This is a genomic window from Rahnella sp. GSA61A, from assembly GCF_019969905.1.
Lineage (GTDB): Bacteria > Pseudomonadota > Gammaproteobacteria > Enterobacterales > Enterobacteriaceae > Rahnella > Rahnella aceris.
In genome coordinates, this window is sequence record NZ_JAHXYO010000007.1 from 1 (window position 1) to 19,514 (window position 19,514).

Here is a 19,514-nt window from a genome sequence, read left to right on the forward strand (position 1 = left end):
GGACATGGAACGAATGCTTGCCGAGGTCAATACCGATGAGCGTAACGTTTTGCATGATGATCCCCTTCAGAAAGAAAAACACCCTGTCAGCGTACCGCTCACAGGGTGGGGGTGACCATCTTATTAAGGGGTCCTGCCCTAAGGCAGAACCCCTTTTCACTTCCTTCCTTTCAGCTTCAGCTCACCGATACTTTCCGGCGGCGTTTATCGAGGTCTTTAATCAGCTTATTCACCTGCTCGTCGGCAAACATCTCTTCGAGCGTATGGGAGAGCTTACGGCGCCAGTTCGGATATTCATCGCTGGTACCGGGCACGTTAACCGGTGCGCCCATGTCCAGCCAGTCTTCCGGTTGCAGGCCGAGCAAGGCACAGGCACTGTCAGCAACGTAACGTTGCAGACCACGGTTGAGTATTGGCGTCATTTCCATCAGTGCGGCTTTATGCCCGGTTTTCTTCGGGATGCAGCCGTAATGATGCAGACCATCAAGCAACCCCTGACGTGCGCGGGCGCGGTCGGCGTACAGCTCCTGTAAAACAGCCTCGTCGCGGTACAAACCGAGGGATTTTCCCAGCGCCAGATCGTCGCTTTGCCAGTAGCCGCGCAGCGTCGGCAGGTCGTGCGTGGTAATCGTGGCCATCGCCTGAACCGGATAGGACTGCGGCGCGCGGAAGTTGTTTTCCTCGTCGCGCTCGAAATACAGCACTTTGTAGGAATACACGCCGCTTTCGCGCAGTTTGCTGACGATCTCGACCGGTACGGTGCCCAGATCTTCGCCGATCACCATGCAACGGTGACGCTGGCTTTCCAGGGCTAAAATGGCCAGCAGATCATCCACCGGATATTGCACGTACGCACCTTTATCCGCCGTTTCACCCGCCGGGATCCACCACAGGCGCAGTAACGCCATCACATGATCGATGCGCAACGCGCCGCAACTCGTCATGTTGGAACGCAGAAGATCGATAAAAGGCTGATAGCCGCGCCTCACCATCACATGCGGATCCATCGGGCGCAGATCCCAGTTCTGACCGAGCGGGCCGAGAATATCCGGCGGTGCACCCACTGAAGCTTTCAGGCAATACAGTTCGCCGTCGCCCCAGGTTTCGGATCCGCCTGCCACCACGCCGACCGCCAGATCACGGTAAAGCCCCATCGGCATCTCGTGCCGCTGGCTGGTGTGATAACACTGCGTAAACTGGGTTTCCGCCAGCCATTGCAGCCACAGATAAAACTCCACATCCTGCGCATGTTGTTCGCAGAACGCCCGCACGGCCGGGCCACGGGCATCATGATATTTTTCAGGCCAGCGGTTCCAGCCAAGTGCCACATCACTTTCTTTCGCCAGATGCTCGTAAAGCGCATCAAACGCAGCCTGCAGATACAGGCTTTCACCGCCCTGTTTGACGAAGTTGCGCAGGGATTTCACCTGCGGATCCTGCGCCTTACGTCCCTGAAAATGCGCGTAAGCCAGCCGTAATCCTTCTAATTTCAGCGGCATAACGCTGGCGTAATCCACCCAGTCATTGGCGCGCACCGCCTGCAAACGTTGCTGCGTCAGCGGCTGATGCCACCACTGTTGCGCCGCATCGCTCTGCCGGAAATCATCTACCGCGCCGACGTCGATATAAATCACGTTTAGCCAGCGGCGGGATGACGGACTGTAAGGGCTGGCGGCCACCGGATTCGCCGGATACAGCGCGTGGATCGGATTAAGCCCGACAAACGCGCCGCCGCGTTCGGCGACGTTTTTCAGCATCAGATTGAGATCGCCAAAATCACCGATGCCCCAGTTATTTTCCGAGCGCAATGTATAAAGCTGCACGCAGGCGCCCCACAGTTTTTTACCGGCCAGCAGCGCATCCGGTTCGTAACAGCGTTTCGGCGCGACAATGACCCGACACTCCCACTGTTGCGCGTCCTGCGTCAACGTCAGCTGGTGATAACCGGCAGGAATTTTACCCGGGAGTGCCAGCGTCATTTTGCCGCTGATCCGCCCCTTTTGGGTCACGCCGCTTTCCAGTTTCAGAGTCCAGGCATATTCGCCTTCACCGCCGACCGGCAATGCCAGACGGCTGCCGGTGACAAACACTTTGACCGACGGCACCGGCGTGGCAACCGGGCGGCGGCTGCCCGCCACCCAGCCCATCGCCGATAACAGTTCACGCTTGGTCTCGGAAGCGATTGCCTGTTGTTTGCCGTGCGCATTAATAAAACCAGAAGCAATCCCCGCCTCCCTGGCGGCCTGCTCCAGTGCTTTGTTCTCCATGCGGGCTCCTTATCGCTTCGCCTGCCAGATCCGTTGCTGATAATCGCGGATCGAGCGGTCGGAACTGAACATCCCTACGCGGGCCGTGTTGAGGATAGTTTTACGGGTCCACTCGTCCTGGTCGCGATACAACGCGTCGACTTTTTGCTGTGCCGCGCAGTAATCGGCAAAGTCAGCCAGCACCAGATACGGGTCGCCGCCGCCCAGCAAACTGTCGAGCATCAGGCTGAAGGCCTGTTTGTCGCCATTGCTGAAGAAGCCGTTTTCCAGTTCTTTGAGGATCTTATCCAGGTGCTTGTCTTTCTTGCGAATTTTAAGCGGATCGTAGCCCTTCGCCTGCAAGGCTTTGACCTGATCAACGGTGTTACCAAAGATGAAGATATTGTCTTCCCCGACCTCTTCAGCAATCTCAACGTTCGCGCCGTCGAGTGTGCCGACGGTCAGCGCGCCGTTCAGCGCCAGTTTCATGTTGCCGGTGCCGGAAGCTTCTTTACCAGCGGTAGAAATTTGCTCGGAAACATCAGCCGCCGGGATCATCAGTTCAGCCACGGACACGCGGTAATCCGGAATAAACACCACTTTGATGCGGTCACGCACCAGCGGATCGTTATTCACTTTTTCCGCGACTTTGTTGATGGCATAGATGATGTTTTTCGCCAGGTAATAACCCGGTGCCGCTTTCGCGCCGAACAGGAACACACGCGGCACCAGGTCCATTTCCGGGTTATCGCGCAACTGACGGTACAACGACAAAATGTGCAGCAGATTCAGATGCTGGCGTTTGTATTCATGCAGACGTTTGATCTGTACGTCGAAAATGGCATCAGGGTTGAGGGTCAGCCCCATCACCTGTTTCACGTAATGCGCCAGTTTGATTTTGTTCTCACGCTTAATGGCCTGATAACGCTGACGGAATTTTTTATTATCCGCAGAACTTTCCAGCCCTTTCAGCGCGTCCAGGTCATTCACCCATTCGGTTTTCAGGGTGTCATCAATCAGCGATGACAGCGCCGGGTTACACTGTTTCAGCCAGCGGCGCGGTGTGATGCCGTTGGTCACGTTGTGGAATTTATTCGGCCATAACAGGTGATATTCCGGGAACAGGTCTTTGACCACCAGTTCGGAATGCAACGCCGCCACGCCGTTCACCGCAAAACCACTGACCACGCACAGATTTGCCATCCGTACTTGTTTGTTCTGATGGACAGACAGTTTTTCCCAGACGGCTTTGTCACCCGGCCACTGTTTTTCGACCACTTTTTTGAAGCGGGCGTTGATGGCTTTGATCAGCGAGAAATGGCGCGGCAGCAGGCTGCGCACCAGTTTTTCATCCCAGCACTCCAGCGCTTCCGGCATCAGCGTGTGGTTGGTGTACGCGAACGTCTGGCGGGTGATCGCCCAGGCGGCGTCCCATTCAAGCTGGTGTTCGTCGAGCAAAATACGCAACAGTTCAGGAATGGCAATGGTCGGGTGCGTGTCATTGAGCTGAATGACTTCAAATTTCGGTAAATCCTCAATTTTACGGCCAAGGAAGTGATGGCGGCGCAGGATATCGGCCACCGAGCAGGCGCACTGGAAATACTGCTGCATCAGGCGCAGGCGTTTACCAGCGTCGTGATTGTCATTCGGATACAGCACTTTGGTGAGTTTTGCCGCATCAATGCCTTTTTGCTCGGCTTTAAGAAATTCACCGTCATTGAACAGCGTCAGATCGAACGGATGCACGTCAGTGGCCTGCCACAGGCGCAGCGGCTGGGTAACGCCATTTTTGTACCCGACCACCGGCAGATCCCAGGCTTCACCGCGCAGGGTAAACGCCGGATGCCACTGTTCAGCGCCCTTTTCGTTTTTTGTCAGTTTGCCACCAAACGCCACATCGACGGACAGTGAGCTGTTGTGGCTGAACCACGGATAGCATTCGCGATGCCAGTTATCCGGCGCTTCCTGTTGTTTGCCTTCGCTGAACGACTGGCGGAAAAGACCGTACTGATAGTTCAGACCGTAGCCGGTGGCCGGTTGCCCGACGGTCGCCATGGAATCGAGGAAACAGGCAGCCAGACGGCCTAATCCGCCATTGCCCAGCGCCGGATCGGTTTCCTGCTCCAGTACGTCGGCCAGCTCGACACCCTGCTCTTTCAGCGCCTGACTGACCGTGTCGTACCAGCCGAGATTGATCAGATTATTCGCGGTCAGGCGCCCGATCAGGAATTCCATCGAAATATAGTTAACGTGCCGTTGCGGCTGTTTCGCCGCCGCCGGTGCCGGTTGCGCGCTCAGTTGTTCAGATAATGCGGCACTGGTGGCCTGCCACCACTGGTGCGGTGTCATATCCTGTGCCTGCTGCAAACCGAACCCTTGCCACTGGCGTTTCAGCGCGGCTAAAAACTGCGTCTTATCTAAAGTCACCTGCATCACATGCCTCTTTATCCGGAAATTTGTAGGGAAAGTCTGGTGTTGATTATCACTATGCTGACGCGTATGTCGGTGAGCGGCATCCTCCCGTAAAAGATTAGGCAGGGAGGAGAAACGGGGCGTAGCCGGAGGAGACGGAGGTTCAGGGCAGATGCCTGAAAATTTGTATTAAGAAGTGTGATGCAGAGCAACTTAACGGCATGTAAAAACGTAACATTCTTGCAATCAATGTTTCAAAGGAGGACTTTAGAAAAAGTGATTAATTACACGCTGTGAAATAAATAACGTCCCCTCTGTCCTTCTGTCAAAAGAATCGAAAAAAATGCTGATCCCTTCAAAATTGAGCCGCCCGGTGCGGCAGCAAAATACAGTGGTTCGGGAACGTCTGCTGACGAAGCTCTCGACTGCGCCAAATTATCGTCTGACCCTGGTCGCCAGTCCGGCGGGTTATGGGAAAACGACGCTGGTGGCGCACTGGGCTGCAGGTAAAAGCGATCTGGGCTGGTATTCTCTTGATGAAAGCGACAATCAGCCGGAGCGCTTTGCCAGCTATCTGATTGCTGCTGTACAGCAGGCCTGCGGCGGGCATTGCATCAAAAGCGAAGCGCTGAGTCTCAAGCATCAGTACGCCAGTTTACCTGCGCTGTTTGCCCAGCTTTTTGTGGAGCTTTCCGACTGGCACAGCCCGCTGCTGCTGGTGATCGACGATTACCATCTGATTTCCAATGACGCCATTCATGAAGGGATGCGTTTTTTCCTGCGCCATCAGCCGGAAAACCTGTCACTGGTGGTGCTTTCACGCACCCTGCCACCGCTGGGCATCGCCAATATGCGTGTGCGGGATCAACTGCTGGAACTCAACGCCTCGCATCTGGCCTTTACGCATCCGGAAACACAGCAATTTTTCGACAACCGGCTGAAAGACCCGATTGATCAGGCAGACAGCAGCCGGCTGTGCGACGAAGTCGCGGGCTGGGCCACCGCCTTGCAACTGATTGCGTTATCGGCGCGGCAGTCTTCTCACCCTTCACAGCATTCGACGCAGCAGTCCGCACGCAAACTGGCCGGGCTGAATGCCAGCCATCTTTCTGAATATCTGGTGGATGAAGTGCTGGATCGCGTTGATGCCCCGACGCGTGATTTTCTCCTGCGCTGCTCGCTGTTGCGCTCAATGAACGATGCGCTGATTGTGCGCCTGACCGGCAGCGAAAATGGTCAGCAACGGCTGGAAGAACTGGAACGTCAGGGATTATTCATCAACCGTATGGATGACAGCGGCGAATGGTTTAACTTCCACCCGCTGTTTGCCACATTCCTGCGTCAGCGTTGTCAGTGGGAACTGGCATCTGAGCTGCCTGCCATTCACCGCGCTGCCGCCGAAGGCTGGCTGGCACAAGGTTTTCCGGCCGAAGCCATTCATCATGCGCTGGGTGCCGAAGACACCAATCTGCTGCGCGATATTCTGCTGCAACATGCCTGGGCCCTGTTTAATCAAAGCGAGCTGGCGTTGCTGGAAGAATGTCTTGCCGCTCTGCCCTATGACCGGCTGATTCAGAATCCTAAACTGGTGTTGTTGCAGGCATGGCTCGCACAAAGTCAGCACCGTTATGCTGAAGTCGAGGTGTTGCTGGCCCGCGCTGAAAGCGAAATGAAACAGCATAATATTGTGATGGAACAGGCACTGGCGGCCGAGTTTGATGCCCTGCGGGCACAGGTAGCTATCAACGACGGACGTCAGGATGAGGCGGAAAAACTGGCCACTGAGGCGCTGCGCTATCTGCCTTATGAAAGCTATTACAGCCGCATTGTGGCCACGTCCGTGACCGGTGAAATCCAGCACTGCAAAGGGGATCTCACCCGCGCACTGCCGCTGATGCAGCAGACCGAGCAAATCGCCCGCCGTTATGAAGCCTATCACTACGCCTTATGGGCGCTGCTGCAACAGAGTGAAATTCTGATTGCTCAGGGTTTTTTGCAGGCCGCGTTTGAGATGCAGGATCGCGCTTTTGAACTGGTGCGCGAACAGCATCTTGAACAGTTGCCGATGCACGAATTTTTATTGCGTTTACGTTCCCAGCTGCTGTGGTCATGGTCGCGGCTCGATGATGCAGAAGAAGCTGCGCGTGAAGGGCTTAATGTGCTGAGCAATTTCCAGCCACAACAGCAGTTGCAATGCCTGGCAATGCTGGCGAAATGTTCGCTGGCACGCGGTCAGCTCGACAACGCCCATCACCATTTACAGCGCTGTGAAGCGTTGCTGAAAACCGGTCAGTATCACATTGACTGGCTGACCAATACCGATAAGCCGCGGGTGATTTACTGGCAGATGATTGGCGATAAAAACGCTGCACGCCAGTGGCTGCAACAGGCGCGTAAACCGGACATGGCAGATAACCATTTCCAGCAAGGCCAGTGGCGAAATATTGCCCGCGTACAGATTTTGCTGGAACAGTTTGATGAAGCTGAAGTGGTGCTCGATGAACTGAATCAGAATGCCCGGCAGTTGCGCCTGACCAGCGATCTGAACCGCAATTTGCTGCTGAGTAACTTACTTTACTGGCAAACCGGGCGCAAAAGTGACGCCCAAAAAGCATTGATCGAAGCGCTGGCGCTGGCGAACCGTACCGGTTTTGTCAGTCATTTCGTCATCGAAGGGGAAATGATGGCGCAACAACTGCGCCAGTTGATCCAGCTTAATCTGCTACCGGAACTGGAACAGCGCCGCGCCCAGCAGATTTTGCGCGAAATTAACCAGCATCACCGTCACAAGTTTGCGCATTTCGACGAAGGCTTTGTGAACAAACTGCTGACCCATCCGCAAGTGCCGGAACTGATCCGTACCAGTCCGCTGACGCAGCGCGAGTGGCAGGTTCTGGGGCTGATTTACTCCGGCTACAGTAATGACCAGATTGCCGGTGAGCTGGACGTTGCATCAACGACCATCAAAACCCATATCCGTAATCTGTATCAGAAGCTGGGGGTTGCGCACCGGCAGGAAGCGGTGCAGCAGGCTCAGCACCTGTTACAAGTGATGGGTTACGGCGCGTAATTATCTCTTCAAAATACATCACGATTTCTCCACTTTTCATAACACATCGTCAAAATAAGTTGATGTGTTATGCCTATTTTTTATTAGCGAACATTTTTTACTCAAAAATAAAATCCGGTGATATAATGTGACCGTCGTCACATAATTGTAATTCACCATTTCTTCTGTAAAGCCCATTGCCCGCCCGTCGTAGCAGCCTTCCGGCTGATTTTGGCTTCGTGCAAGTGGCTGTAGTAAGTAAGGATTTTATAGATGGGTACATTAACTGCCGGGATTTTAATGATGCGCTGGGAATTGCTGAGCGCTTTTTTGATGTTCTGCACCAGTCAGCTTAATATTGTTTGTCGCCAGTCCAGCCGCAATACCATGGCATTCGTTTGCAGTGGTATCGGCCTCACCGTGACCTGTTTCTTTGTCATGAGCCTGATGGGCATGAGCTACAAAGCCGTTGCCGTCGCGCAATTCTGGGCAAACACCAAAGACGTTTTCTTTGATGTCATGAGCAAAACCCCGACCGATATGTCTTACTACTATTAATCCGATTTCCTTAGCGGATATTCCAGATTATTAAAGGGCAGAACCGCATGTTCTGCCCTTTTTGTTATCCCGCGCTTTCCCCCCGTGTTACTTCTGATGATTATTTGTTCAGCCGGATGTCATGTAATCCTAAATATAAAAATTTGCGTGACGCATCGAATGTCTTTTTGTATCTATCATTCTGATTACCTGTAAATTGCGGGATGTACCGAAAGGTAAAAAGATATTGTGCTGGCGTCTAAACTATTCATTGCTAATAGTTGAAGGGACGTATTAGATTCTCACTCTATACTTTTCTTAGAATGATCATTGCTTTGTTTGCTTCAGGCTGCTGAATTTTCTCTGATTTGGCTCCCCTGCTTATGGTTGAAGGAATTCCGATGAATACGCATCACATGCTTGGCGCGTTAGTGTTACTGGTAAGTTCTGCTTCTTCTCTCGCCGTTGAAACAACGGGCATTCCTCAGGATCAGGTGAAAGAGCGCAACGCGTTCATTGCCGATTTGATGAAAAAAATGACCCTTGATGAAAAAATCGGTCAGCTGAATCTGGTCACTGTGGGGCCTGAGTACCAAAAAGAAGCCATCATGGCTGACATCCGCGCCGGTAAAGTCGGTGGCGTGTTTAACACGGTAACTAAGCCCGATATCCGCCGTATGCAGGATCAGGTGCAGTACAGCCGCCTGAAAATTCCTCCGTTTTATGCCTATGACGTGGTGCATGGGCAGCGCACGATTTTCCCTATCAGCCTCGGTCTGGCGGCGAGCTGGGATATGCAGGCGGTGGCGACCAGCGCACGTATTTCAGCCCAGGAAACGGCAGCCGATGGCCTGAACATGACGTTCTCACCGATGGTCGATATCACCCGTGATCCGCGCTGGGGCCGTGTTTCTGAAGGTTTCGGCGAAGATACCTATCTGACCTCGCGCCTCGCGCATGAAATGGTTACCGGTTATCAGGGCAAAGATCCGTCTGCCCCTGACGCCGTCATGGCAAACGTCAAACACTATGCGTTGTACGGTGCTGTCGAAGGCGGCCGCGAATACAACACTGTGGACATGAGCCTGACCCGCATGTTCAACGATTACATGCCACCTTATAAAGCGGCAGTCGATGCGGGTGCCGGCGGTGTGATGGTGGCACTGAACAGCGTTAACGGTATTCCTGCCACCTCGAATACCTGGCTGCTGAAAGATATTCTGCGCGATGACTGGCAGTTCAAGGGCCTGACTGTCAGCGACCACGGCGCCATTGGCGGGCTGGTCAAACATGGCGTAGCCGAAGACGATCGTCAGGCGGCCGCGATGGCGCTGAAAGCCGGTGTCGATATGGACATGGCTGACAATATGTACGGTAAGTACCTGAAAGGGTTACTTGCCGACGGCATGGTGAGCCAGAAAGACATTGACCGCGCCGTTCGCGATGTTCTGGCCGCGAAATGGGATATGGGGCTGTTTGTTGATGAATATCGTCATTTAGGCCCGCAGTCGAGCGATCCGGCTGACACCAACGCCGAAAGCCGTCTGCATCGCCAGGAGGCGCGCGAAGTGGCACGGACCTCGCTGGTGCTGTTGAAAAATAACAATCAAACGTTACCGTTAAACAAAAAAGGTACGATTGCCGTCGTTGGCGCGCTGGCTGACAGCAAGCGTGATGTGATGGGCAGTTGGTCGGCAGCCGGTAAGGCAGCGCAGGCAGTCACTGTGTTGCAGGGGATGAAAGATGTGCTCGGTGATAAAGGCACTATCCTCTATGCCCGCGGTGCCAACGTCACCAACGATCAGGCTCTGGTCGATTTCCTGAACTCTTACGAGAAACAGGTGATCAACGATCCACGCAAACCGCAGGATATGATCGACGAAGCGGTGAAAACAGCAGAAAAAGCTGACGTTGTGGTCGCCGTAGTCGGCGAAGCACAAGGCATGGCGCACGAAGCGTCCAGCCGTTCCGAAATTAACATTCCGCAAAGCCAGCGTGACCTGCTCAAGGCATTGAAAGCCACCGGTAAACCGCTGGTTGTCGTGTTAATGAATGGCCGTCCGCTGACCCTGTCGTGGGAAAACGAAATTTCTGATGCCATGCTGGAAACCTGGTTCAGTGGCACCGAAGGCGGACATGCGATTGCCGACGTTCTGTTTGGAGACTACAATCCATCAGGCAAACTGCCGATGACCTTCCCACGCTCAGTCGGGCAAATTCCTTTGTACAATAGCGTGCTCAATACCGGCCGTCCGTTTAATCCTCAGCATCCAGATAAATACACCACCCGTTATTTTGATATCACCAACGGCCCGCTGTTCCCGTTCGGTTATGGCCTGAGCTACACCAGCTTCGGTGTGTCTGACGTGAGTTTGTCATCCACCACGATGGATGCCGGACACCCGCTCACCGCCAGCGTGACGGTGAAAAACACCGGCAAAGTCAGCGGTGCGACGATCGTCCAGATGTACCTGCAGGATGTCACGGCATCGATCAGTCGTCCGGTTAAAGAGTTGAAGAATTTTGAGAAAATCAACCTGCAGCCAGGCGAAGAGAAAGTTGTTACCTTTACGATCACCGAAAAAGATTTACGCTTCTACAACGATAAATTGAAATGGGCTTCAGAGCCTGGAAAGTTCAATGTATTCGTGGGGTTAGATTCTCAGGATGTGAAACAAACCAGTTTCCTGCTGAAATAACTTTCCGGGCCTGACATCAGGCCCGGAAGAGAATCAAAAACCTTCTCTCTCAGGCGGTATTCCGGTAACGGAGACCGCCTGTTCTGAGCAGTAATTTCTGTCCGGTAACTGGATATATAACTGGCAGTGGCTAACCTTAAATTCAATGTGTTACGCCATTCCGCCCCTGTCCGTTTTTTTACGGAACGTGGCGAATGTGCTGAACAGAGTAAGCTCCGTCTGTGCTGACTGTCGCCCGTCGCCACACTGGCGGCGTATAGCGTTCTTTGCGGAGAAACATTCATGGTCGACTCTCAAGATGCTTCCCTCCTGTACCTGCACTTTGGTACACCACGCCCATATTGGCGACTGGGTTCAGACAGCAATGCCCTGGAGTTATCCGCAGAGAAAGGCGTCGTCAATATTGCTATCTCTCTGACGCAGTGGCAGGCAGGGAAAATAAGGCAACTCACCGGGATCACCTCGAGTTTTACCCTGGATATCACGCTATTCGGATCCCCTGCGCGTTTGTATCTTGTCGGGCGAAAAATCGACAGTAAAGCCTGGGCCGGTACGGCATCCGCCTATCAGGACACTGAGTCTGTCGCCCATGACCTTGAAGTCGGTCTGACCTTTGCTGAGCAGGTGGTTTCTGAAGCCAACTCCGTGATCGTGATTATCGATCAGGAAGGCAAAATCCATCGTTTTAACCGTCTGAGCGAGGAATATACCGGCCTGCGCGAAGAAGATGTTATCGGACGCAGCGCCTATGACCTTTTTATGTCGATGGAAGAAGGCCTGGCCTCACGTCAGAATATCAATGGTTTTTTCCAGCATCAGCAATCTTATGAAGTGGAACGCTGGATCAACACCGTCAAAGGCCAGCGCCTGTTCCTGTTTCGCAATAAATTCGTCCACAGCGGCAGCGGCAAACAGCAAAAATATCTGATTTGCTCCGGCTCTGACATCACTGACGAACGCAAGGCGCAGGAGCGTTTGCGCGTGCTGGCAAATACTGATCTGGTCACCGGTTTCGCTAACCGTAATGCCTTGCAGGAGTCCCTTGCCCGAGCACTTATCGAGCGTGGTGAAAACAACGTCGGGCTGATTTATCTGGATCTGGATAACTTCAAAAAAGTTAACGACGCCTACGGACATATGTTTGGTGATCACCTGCTGCGCGCGGTGTCTGATGCCATTCAGGATTGCCTGTCGCCCAACGATAAACTGGCGCGGCTCGGCGGGGATGAATTCATTATTCTCAGCACGCATGCTGAAATAAAAGCGCTGGAAGCGCTGAGTCAGCGCGTTTTGCGCAGGCTCAGTTTGCCATTCCGCATCGGGCTGATTGAAGTGTATACCGGCTGTTCAGCAGGTATCGCGATTTGCCCGGAACACGGTACCGACGGCGATATACTGTTGCAAAACGCCGATACTGCCATGTATGCAGCCAAGGAAAAGGGCAAAAATGTACACTGTGTTTTCTCACCAGAGATGAATGAGAAAGCCTCTGAATACATGTGGTTAGATACACATTTACGCAAAGCCTTGTCTGAGAAAGATCAGCTGGTCTTACACTATCAGCCGAAAGTATCGCTTTACGGTACCGTGCAAAGCGTGGAGGCACTGCTGCGCTGGAATTCTCCGGAACGCGGTCTGATCCAACCTCAGAGCTTTATTCCCTATGCCGAAGAATCCGGTCTCATCACGCCAGTCGGTAAATGGGTGATCGAAACCGCCACCCGTCAGGCGACGGAATGGCAGAAAAAAGGGCTGAATTTGCGGGTGGCGGTAAACCTCTCCGGACGACAGCTTAACAATAGTTCATTCATCACGACGTTGTCGGATGCCATGAAAAATGCCGGCATGAAAGGCTGCCTGCTGGATTTCGAACTGACAGAAAGTTGCCTGGTGGAAGACGAAGGTGCAGCGATCACCATGATTAACCAGTTGCATAAACTGGGCGCACAGGTACATCTGGATGATTTCGGCACCGGTTATTCTTCACTGTCACAACTGGCGAGAATCCCCCTCGACTGCATCAAGCTGGATCAAAGCTTTATTCGTGGAATCAATGATAATCCGGTGTCTCAGGCGCTGGTACGGGCGATTGTGGCGGTGGCCAAAACGCTGCAACTGACGGTGGTGGCGGAAGGTGTGGAAACGGCGGAAGAAGAGAAGCTGATTGACGAAATCGGTGTGGACAGCAAACAGGGATTTTTATATGCCAAGCCAATGCCAGCAAATGAACTGGAGCACTGGCTTGAGGAAAAAATGATTGCTTCACCCAATGTTTTTAAACATAAAGCAAAACAGAAATAGCGCCAGTGACGGGCTGCTTCTGCCTGCTGCTAGCCGGTTTTACGCAATGACGCCGTATGCCGGTTTTGCAGCATGACCAGACGCTCCATATAACTCAGGTCTTTCTCCTCCAGCGTAAACGCTGCATCCACCCAATCCTCCGTAATATCCATCAGTTCTGAACGTGATAATTGCAGCACACGCTGACGTGCGCGGATCATCGCCCGGATGCCGTTGAGCTTTGGTCGCAAAACATCCATGAACGTTCGCGTGGCGGTGAATGCTTCCCCCGGCTGGAATAACACGTCCACCAGCCCGCGGCTTTCAAACCATTCGGCGGTATGCGACTCCCCGGTGGAAATCAGTTCCTCCGCCAGCTTCATCCCCGCTTTGCGTGATACCAGCGAATAACCGCCCATTCCCGGGAAAAGGTTAAATGCGATTTCAGGGAACCCCATCCGGGCGGTGTTCTGCGCCAGCACGTAATGGTGTGCCAGTGCGGCTTCAAAGCCGCCGCCCAGTGCCGTGCCTTCTATCATCGATAAACTGATCGCGCCTACATCAAAACCACGCGCGGCAGCGTGAACGCAATCCACGCAGGCTCTGGCGTAAGCACGTAACGCTTCGCGTTTATTATTGACGATGGAATCAACAAAGAAGCTCAGATCACCGCCGACATTATACATATTGGGCACCAAAGAGCCGGTGACCCAAAAATCAAAACGCAGACCGGATGCCTTCGCGGCATACATCAGCGTCATAATGTCTTCGATAAGCTCCTGATTAAAACAGGGACGTGGATAAGACCTGAGCATCATCCACATGACGTTACGCCCCTCTTCATAATAGGCTGCAATCTGGGACAAATGCCCGGCTTCGGTGAACGGGCGGCAGGCTGTATGGTCAATAAGATTCATAGTATATATCCAGGTTAGAATTGAATTTTTAGGGTGAAGCAACCCCAGCCTAGTCCAGCTCTAACCCGAACTGAATCGATTCGATATGGTTTTCTAAAAATAATCCTAACGACCACAATCTCTGAAAAAAATGTTAAAAATAAACAACCTGCAATAAGACCATTGTGTGTAAAAACAAAGAAATAGGTATTTCATCTGCTATCTTGTGCTGTTTTCCGGCGACAAAAGTCACCTCTGCCAATTAATAAACCGCGAGTAATAAGAAGCGTAATAGTTAATTAACGCTCAGCGAATTCCTCAGAGTGATACATATCACAGTCATTACACACTGACTTTCCAATTGTTCTGCCAGCAGCTAAATTGAATTCATCTCCTCCGACCACTTAAGAGAATTCCATGACTGAACGCGCTTCGCTTTTTTATCCGCACCTGCTGGCGCCGCTGGATTTAGGTTTTACCCAACTGAAAAATCGCGTGCTGATGGGTTCCATGCACACCGGGCTGGAAGAACGGGAGGACGGGCCGGAACGTCTGGCGGCCTTTTATGCAGAACGTGCCGCCGCAGGCGTCGGGCTGATTGTCACCGGCGGCATTTCCCCTAACGCGCAGGGCGTGGTTTATCAGGGCGGTTCAATTCTCGCTGAACAGGAACACATCACGCATCACCGCGTGGTGACTGACGCGGTGCATGCCGCTGGCGGCAAAATTGCCCTGCAGATCCTTCACGCCGGACGTTACAGTTATCAGCCCCACCCCGTCGCGCCTTCAGCGCTTCAGGCGCCGATCAACCGCTTTACACCTCACGCCCTCAGCGAGGCAGAAATCGACTCCACACTGGCGGATTTCGCCCGCTGCGCGCAGCTTGCCAAAGAGTCGGGTTATGACGGCGTGGAAATCATGGGCTCCGAAGGCTATCTGATAAACCAGTTCCTCACCGCGCGCACCAATCAGCGCACGGACAACTGGGGCGGTTCTGCCGATAACCGCATGCGGTTTGCCACCGAAGCCGTGCGCCGCGTGCGCGAAACCTGTGGCCGGGAATTCATCATCATTTATCGCTTATCCATGCTGGATCTGGTCGAAGAAGGCTCGGACTGGAATGAAGTCGAAATGCTGGCGCAGCGCATCGAACAGGCAGGCGCGAGCATTATCAACACCGGTATTGGCTGGCATGAAGCGCGCATTCCGACCATAGCCACCATGGTGCCCCGCGCGGCGTTCAGCTGGGTGACGCAAAAACTGATGGGCAAAGTGGGGATTCCGCTGATTACCACCAACCGCATTAACGACCCTGACGTGGCGGAGAAAATTCTCGCCGAAGGTTGTGCGGATATGGTGTCAATGGCGCGCCCGTTTCTTGCCGATCCTGCGTTTGTCGAAAAAGCCGCGCAGGGACGTGCTGATGAAATCAACACCTGCATCGGCTGTAATCAGGCCTGTCTGGATCAGATATTCGCCGGTGAAGTCACTTCCTGTCTGGTCAATCCGCGCGCCTGCCGTGAAACGCAGTTACCGGTTACCCGTGCGGAAATCACCAAACATCTGGCCGTTGTCGGCTCGGGGCCAGCCGGGCTGGCGTTTGCCACTACCGCCGCCAGCCGCGGGCATCACGTCACATTATTTGATGCACACAATGAAATCGGCGGGCAATTTAATGTCGCCAAACAGATCCCCGGCAAAGAAGAGTTTTATCAGACGCTGCGTTACTACTCGCGCCAGCTGACATTACTGGGCGTAACGCTGCGCCTGGGCGAAACCGTCAGCGCCAGCCAGTTAACGGGTTATGACGAAGTGATCCTCGCCTGCGGTATTTCACCGCGCCTGCCGGATATTACGGGCATTGATCATCCGAGCGTGCTGACCTATCTCGACGTACTGCGGGATAAAAAACCGGTCGGACAGCGCGTCGCCATTATTGGCGCGGGCGGCATTGGTTTTGATACCGCCGAATACCTGATCCACACCGGCCCGTCATCGAGCCTCAGCACTCAGGCTTTCAGCCACGAATGGGGGATCGACCAGAGCCTGACGCACCGTGGCGGTCTGGCACCACTTGGGCCACAGCCCGAACCTGCCGCGCGGGATATCGTTCTGCTGCAACGCAAAACCACCAAAGTCGGCGCAGGATTGGGGAAAACCACTGGCTGGATCCACCGCACCAGCCTGTTGCAGCGTGGCGTGAAAATGCAAAGTGGTGTCAGCTATGAACGCATCGACGACGCGGGGCTGCACCTGATAATGAACGGTGAACCGGTATGTCTGGAAGTGGATAACGTGATTATCTGCGCCGGACAGGAACCGCAGCGCGCGCTGTATCAGCCGTTACAGGCGGCCGGTCAAACCGTACATCTGATTGGCGGCGCAGACGTGGCCGTCGAACTCGACGCCCGCCGCGCTATCGATCAGGGCACACGGCTGGCACTGAAAATTTAGAAAACTATTTCAGAAACCGACAGACGAAAAAAAAGCCGCGATAAGCGGCTTTTTCATTTCAGCACTTCAGACTAATTCAGCTATCAATGATGTGCAGCCGTTTTCACGGCACGCAAAATCACGAATTTCTGATTGGTGGCGATCGTCGTGCAGTTGCCGAACAGGCGACGCAGCTTCTGGTAGTAATCCAGATGACGGTTGCCGACGATACGCAGCTCGCCGCCGGTTTGCAGGCAGCGTTTGGCATCGCAGAACATGCGCCACGCGGTGTCATCGCTGATGACCGTGCCCTGATGGAACGGCGGGTTACACAGCACGGCGTGCAGTGTTTCGCGCTCGACACCGGCCAGCATGTTGTTCACTTCGAAATGACAGCGGCTGACATCCTGCGGCAAATTGTTTTCGACGTTAATACGGCTCGACTCTACCGCCATATAAGATTCATCGACGAACAGCATTTCCGCATCCGGGTTCAGCGCCAGTGCGGTCATGCCGATCACACCGTTACCACAGCCCAGATCCGCCATGCGCCCTTCAATGCCTTCCGGCAGATGTTGCATGAAAAAGCGAGCGCCGACATCCAGACCGCCGCGTGAGAACACGTTCGCGTGGTTGGAAATACGGAATTCACTGTCATCCAGCGCCCACTCAGAAATCACCGGCTCTGCGGTTTGCGCAGGCAAGGTGGCTTCACAATGGATCAGACGGGCTTTTTTCCACGCCAGACTGGTTTTGGTCGGTCCGAGGATTTTCTCGAACAGTTGCAACGTTGACGTGTGAATATCACGGGCTTTCGCGCCGGCGATAATCTGCGTGTCCGGCGTCACCACTTCACGCAGCGCCAGCAGTTGTTGTTCCAGCAGTGCCAGCGTTTTTGGCACTTTGATGATCACCAGACCCGGATTGATCGGCAACGGCACCAGGCTGCTTTGCGCCGCCACGCTGTCTTCGTCAAAACCGTTAAGGCGCAGGTTGTGGCGCATCGCCAGCTGACTCATGAAGGAGTCGTTGACGCTGGTCGGGTTGTGCGGCTGCAAGGCGCAGGCCAGCGTGCCGAAAGCATCGTTGAAAATCAGCAGCGGACGGCCGTTGAGCGCGTCGGTGTTCAGGTTTTGCAGCAGATATTCATCGGCCGCTTCCCATGCCTGTAACTGCGTTGCCGCTTCTTCCAGCGGATAACGTTCCAGACGCAGTTGCAATAACTGACCACCGGTTTCGGTTTCAAATTGGCTCATTGGCCCTCCTCATATTCAATTTGCGCTGTTTATCCCTTAATTTGGTCTATCAGTAAAACGTTTTTTCAGTTAAAAAGGGGTTTATCTGCCGGATCGACGCGATCGTGGTAAAAACCCCGCACCCCGTTTCGGCATCTTTTCCCCGGCAATAAGAGATAAAGCAAACAGTTATGCCTGAATTGACCTATCTGCAAGGCTATCCGGAGTCGCTTCAGGCTCAGGTGCGTCAGTTAATCGACCAGGAACGTTTAGGTAAAGTCTTGCTGACGCGATATCCCGAACCGCACGAGCTGACCACTGACAAATCGCTCTATCAGTATACGCTGGACCTGAAAAATCAGTTTTTGCGCAGTTCATCGCCGTTAAGCAAAGTGGCTTACGACAATAAAATCCACGTGATGAAGCACGCGCTGGGGCTGCATACGGCAATATCCCGTATTCAGGGCGGCAAGCTGAAAGCCAAAGCGGAAATCCGCGTGGCAACGGTGTTTAAAAGCGCGCCGGAAGCGTTTCTGAAAATGATCGTGGTGCATGAACTCGCGCACCTGAAAGAAAAAGAACACAACAAAGCATTCTACAGCCTGTGCTGTCATATGACGCCCGACTATCATCAGTTAGAATTCGACACGCGCATGTATCTGACGCATCTGGAAATATTCGGTAAGTTGTATCAATAATAATTAACTATAGGGATTTCTCATGATTCGTATTGGCGTTGTGGGCACCAACTGGATCACCCAGCGTTTTATTGATGCCGCCCACGAGAGCGGTAAAATGAAGCTGACCGCGATTTATTCCCGCACGCTGGAAGGCGCTAAAAAGCTCGGCGAGGATTATCCGGTTGAACATTACTTTGATTCCCTTGAAGCAATGGCCGCCTCTGATCTGATTGATGCGGTCTATATTGCCAGCCCGAACTCCCTGCATTACCCGCAGTCGCTGTTGTTCCTCAGCAATAAAAAGCACGTGATTTGCGAAAAGCCGCTGGCTTCCAATCTGCGTGAAGCGGAAAGCCTGATCGCCTGCGCAAAAGAAAACAACGTGGTGCTGTTCGAGGCGTTTAAAACCGCGTATCTGCCCAACTTCCTGCACATGAAAGGCGCGCTGAACCGCATCGGTAAACTGCGTAAGGCCATTCTGAATTACTGCCAGTATTCCTCACGTTATCCGCGCTATCTGGCCGGTGAAAACCCGAATACCTTTAACCCGGCGTTTTCCAATGGCTCGATCATGGATATCGGTTATTACTGTCTGGCGAGTGCTATTTCGTTGTTTGGCGAACCGGAATCGGTGAAAGCCACGGCAACCCTGCTGGAAAGCGGCGTTGACGGTCAGGGCACGGTGATCTTGTCTTATGCGGATGATTTCGAAGTGGTTATCAACCATTCCAAAATCAGCGACTCCCTGTTACCCAGTGAGATCCAGGGCGAAGACGGCACCTTGCAGATGGAAAAGCTGTCTGAATGCCAGACGCTCAGCCTGACGCCACGCGGCAGCCAGAAGCTGGATCTGACGCAGCCCCAGCACATCAACACCATGCTGTATGAAGCAGAAACTTTTGCGATTCTGGTCGACAGCCAGTTTGTCGCGCACCCCGGGCTGGAAGTCTCGCGTATCACGGCCAAAGTGCTGACGGAAATCCGTCGTCAGACCGGCGTGGTATTCCCGGCCGATAACCAGCCTTAATATTAAGTAAAAATCGGGAG

At 53.5% G+C, this 19,514-nt stretch carries 11 protein-coding genes; 7 read left to right on the top strand and 4 right to left on the bottom strand.

Features of this window, described 5'->3' with window-relative positions; translation table 11 throughout:
* Positions 1 to 176: 176 nt before the first annotated feature.
* Both malQ and malP read right to left on the bottom strand, forming a co-directional pair.
* Positions 177 to 2,267 carry a 4-alpha-glucanotransferase gene (malQ, locus tag LC431_RS10850; RefSeq protein ID WP_013573869.1) on the bottom strand — a complete coding sequence of 697 codons (2,091 nt, stop codon included), beginning with the start codon at positions 2,265 to 2,267 and terminating at the stop codon, positions 177 to 179.
* Positions 2,268 to 2,276: 9 nt separating this feature from the next.
* Complete coding sequence (gene malP / locus LC431_RS10855) at positions 2,277 to 4,679, bottom strand: maltodextrin phosphorylase (RefSeq protein ID WP_112197553.1); 2,403 nt, start codon at positions 4,677 to 4,679, stop codon at positions 2,277 to 2,279.
* 322 nt (positions 4,680 to 5,001) lie between these two features.
* Here malP and malT point away from each other — a divergent pair, with 322 nt between their 5' ends.
* The 4 genes from malT (at position 5,002) to pdeR (ending at position 13,244) form a co-directional block, all read left to right on the top strand.
* Entirely contained in the window at positions 5,002 to 7,728 is a 2,727-nt protein-coding gene (malT, locus tag LC431_RS10860; protein ID WP_013573867.1) for an HTH-type transcriptional regulator MalT, read from the top strand.
* Between the two features lie 252 nt (positions 7,729 to 7,980).
* Complete coding sequence (locus LC431_RS10865) at positions 7,981 to 8,265, top strand: YjcB family protein (protein ID WP_223509808.1); 285 nt, start codon at positions 7,981 to 7,983, stop codon at positions 8,263 to 8,265.
* Between the two features lie 380 nt (positions 8,266 to 8,645).
* Positions 8,646 to 10,943: a beta-glucosidase BglX gene (bglX, locus tag LC431_RS10870; protein ID WP_112152060.1), complete on the top strand. Its 2,298-nt coding sequence runs from the start codon at positions 8,646 to 8,648 to the stop codon at positions 10,941 to 10,943.
* A 282-nt stretch (positions 10,944 to 11,225) separates the two neighbouring features.
* Complete coding sequence (gene pdeR, locus LC431_RS10875) at positions 11,226 to 13,244, top strand: cyclic di-GMP phosphodiesterase (RefSeq protein ID WP_119261176.1); 2,019 nt, start codon at positions 11,226 to 11,228, stop codon at positions 13,242 to 13,244.
* Positions 13,245 to 13,273: 29 nt separating this feature from the next.
* On the opposite strand, the gene LC431_RS10880 is transcribed toward pdeR, so the two are convergent.
* Entirely contained in the window at positions 13,274 to 14,140 is an 867-nt protein-coding gene (locus LC431_RS10880; protein ID WP_013573863.1) for a crotonase/enoyl-CoA hydratase family protein, read from the bottom strand.
* 396 nt (positions 14,141 to 14,536) lie between these two features.
* On the opposite strand from LC431_RS10880, the gene LC431_RS10885 reads away from it, so the two are divergent.
* The gene (locus LC431_RS10885; protein ID WP_223509809.1) at positions 14,537 to 16,573 is read left to right on the top strand and encodes an NADPH-dependent 2,4-dienoyl-CoA reductase; all 2,037 of its coding nucleotides are present in this window, start codon (positions 14,537 to 14,539) and stop codon (positions 16,571 to 16,573) included.
* A gap of 83 nt (positions 16,574 to 16,656) precedes the next feature.
* Here the strand turns inward: LC431_RS10885 and rlmG are convergent, their stop codons facing one another.
* The gene (gene rlmG / locus LC431_RS10890; RefSeq protein ID WP_013573861.1) at positions 16,657 to 17,808 is read right to left on the bottom strand and encodes a 23S rRNA (guanine(1835)-N(2))-methyltransferase RlmG; all 1,152 of its coding nucleotides are present in this window, start codon (positions 17,806 to 17,808) and stop codon (positions 16,657 to 16,659) included.
* A 170-nt stretch (positions 17,809 to 17,978) separates the two neighbouring features.
* On the opposite strand from rlmG, the gene LC431_RS10895 reads away from it, so the two are divergent.
* Positions 17,979 to 18,485 (top strand): M48 family metallopeptidase, encoded by a 507-nt coding sequence (locus tag LC431_RS10895; protein ID WP_013573860.1) that lies wholly within the window; start codon positions 17,979 to 17,981, stop codon positions 18,483 to 18,485.
* A 22-nt stretch (positions 18,486 to 18,507) separates the two neighbouring features.
* On the top strand, positions 18,508 to 19,494 hold the full coding sequence (locus tag LC431_RS10900) for a Gfo/Idh/MocA family protein (protein WP_013573859.1): 987 nt from the start codon (positions 18,508 to 18,510) through the stop codon (positions 19,492 to 19,494).
* Positions 19,495 to 19,514: the final 20 nt, after the last annotated feature.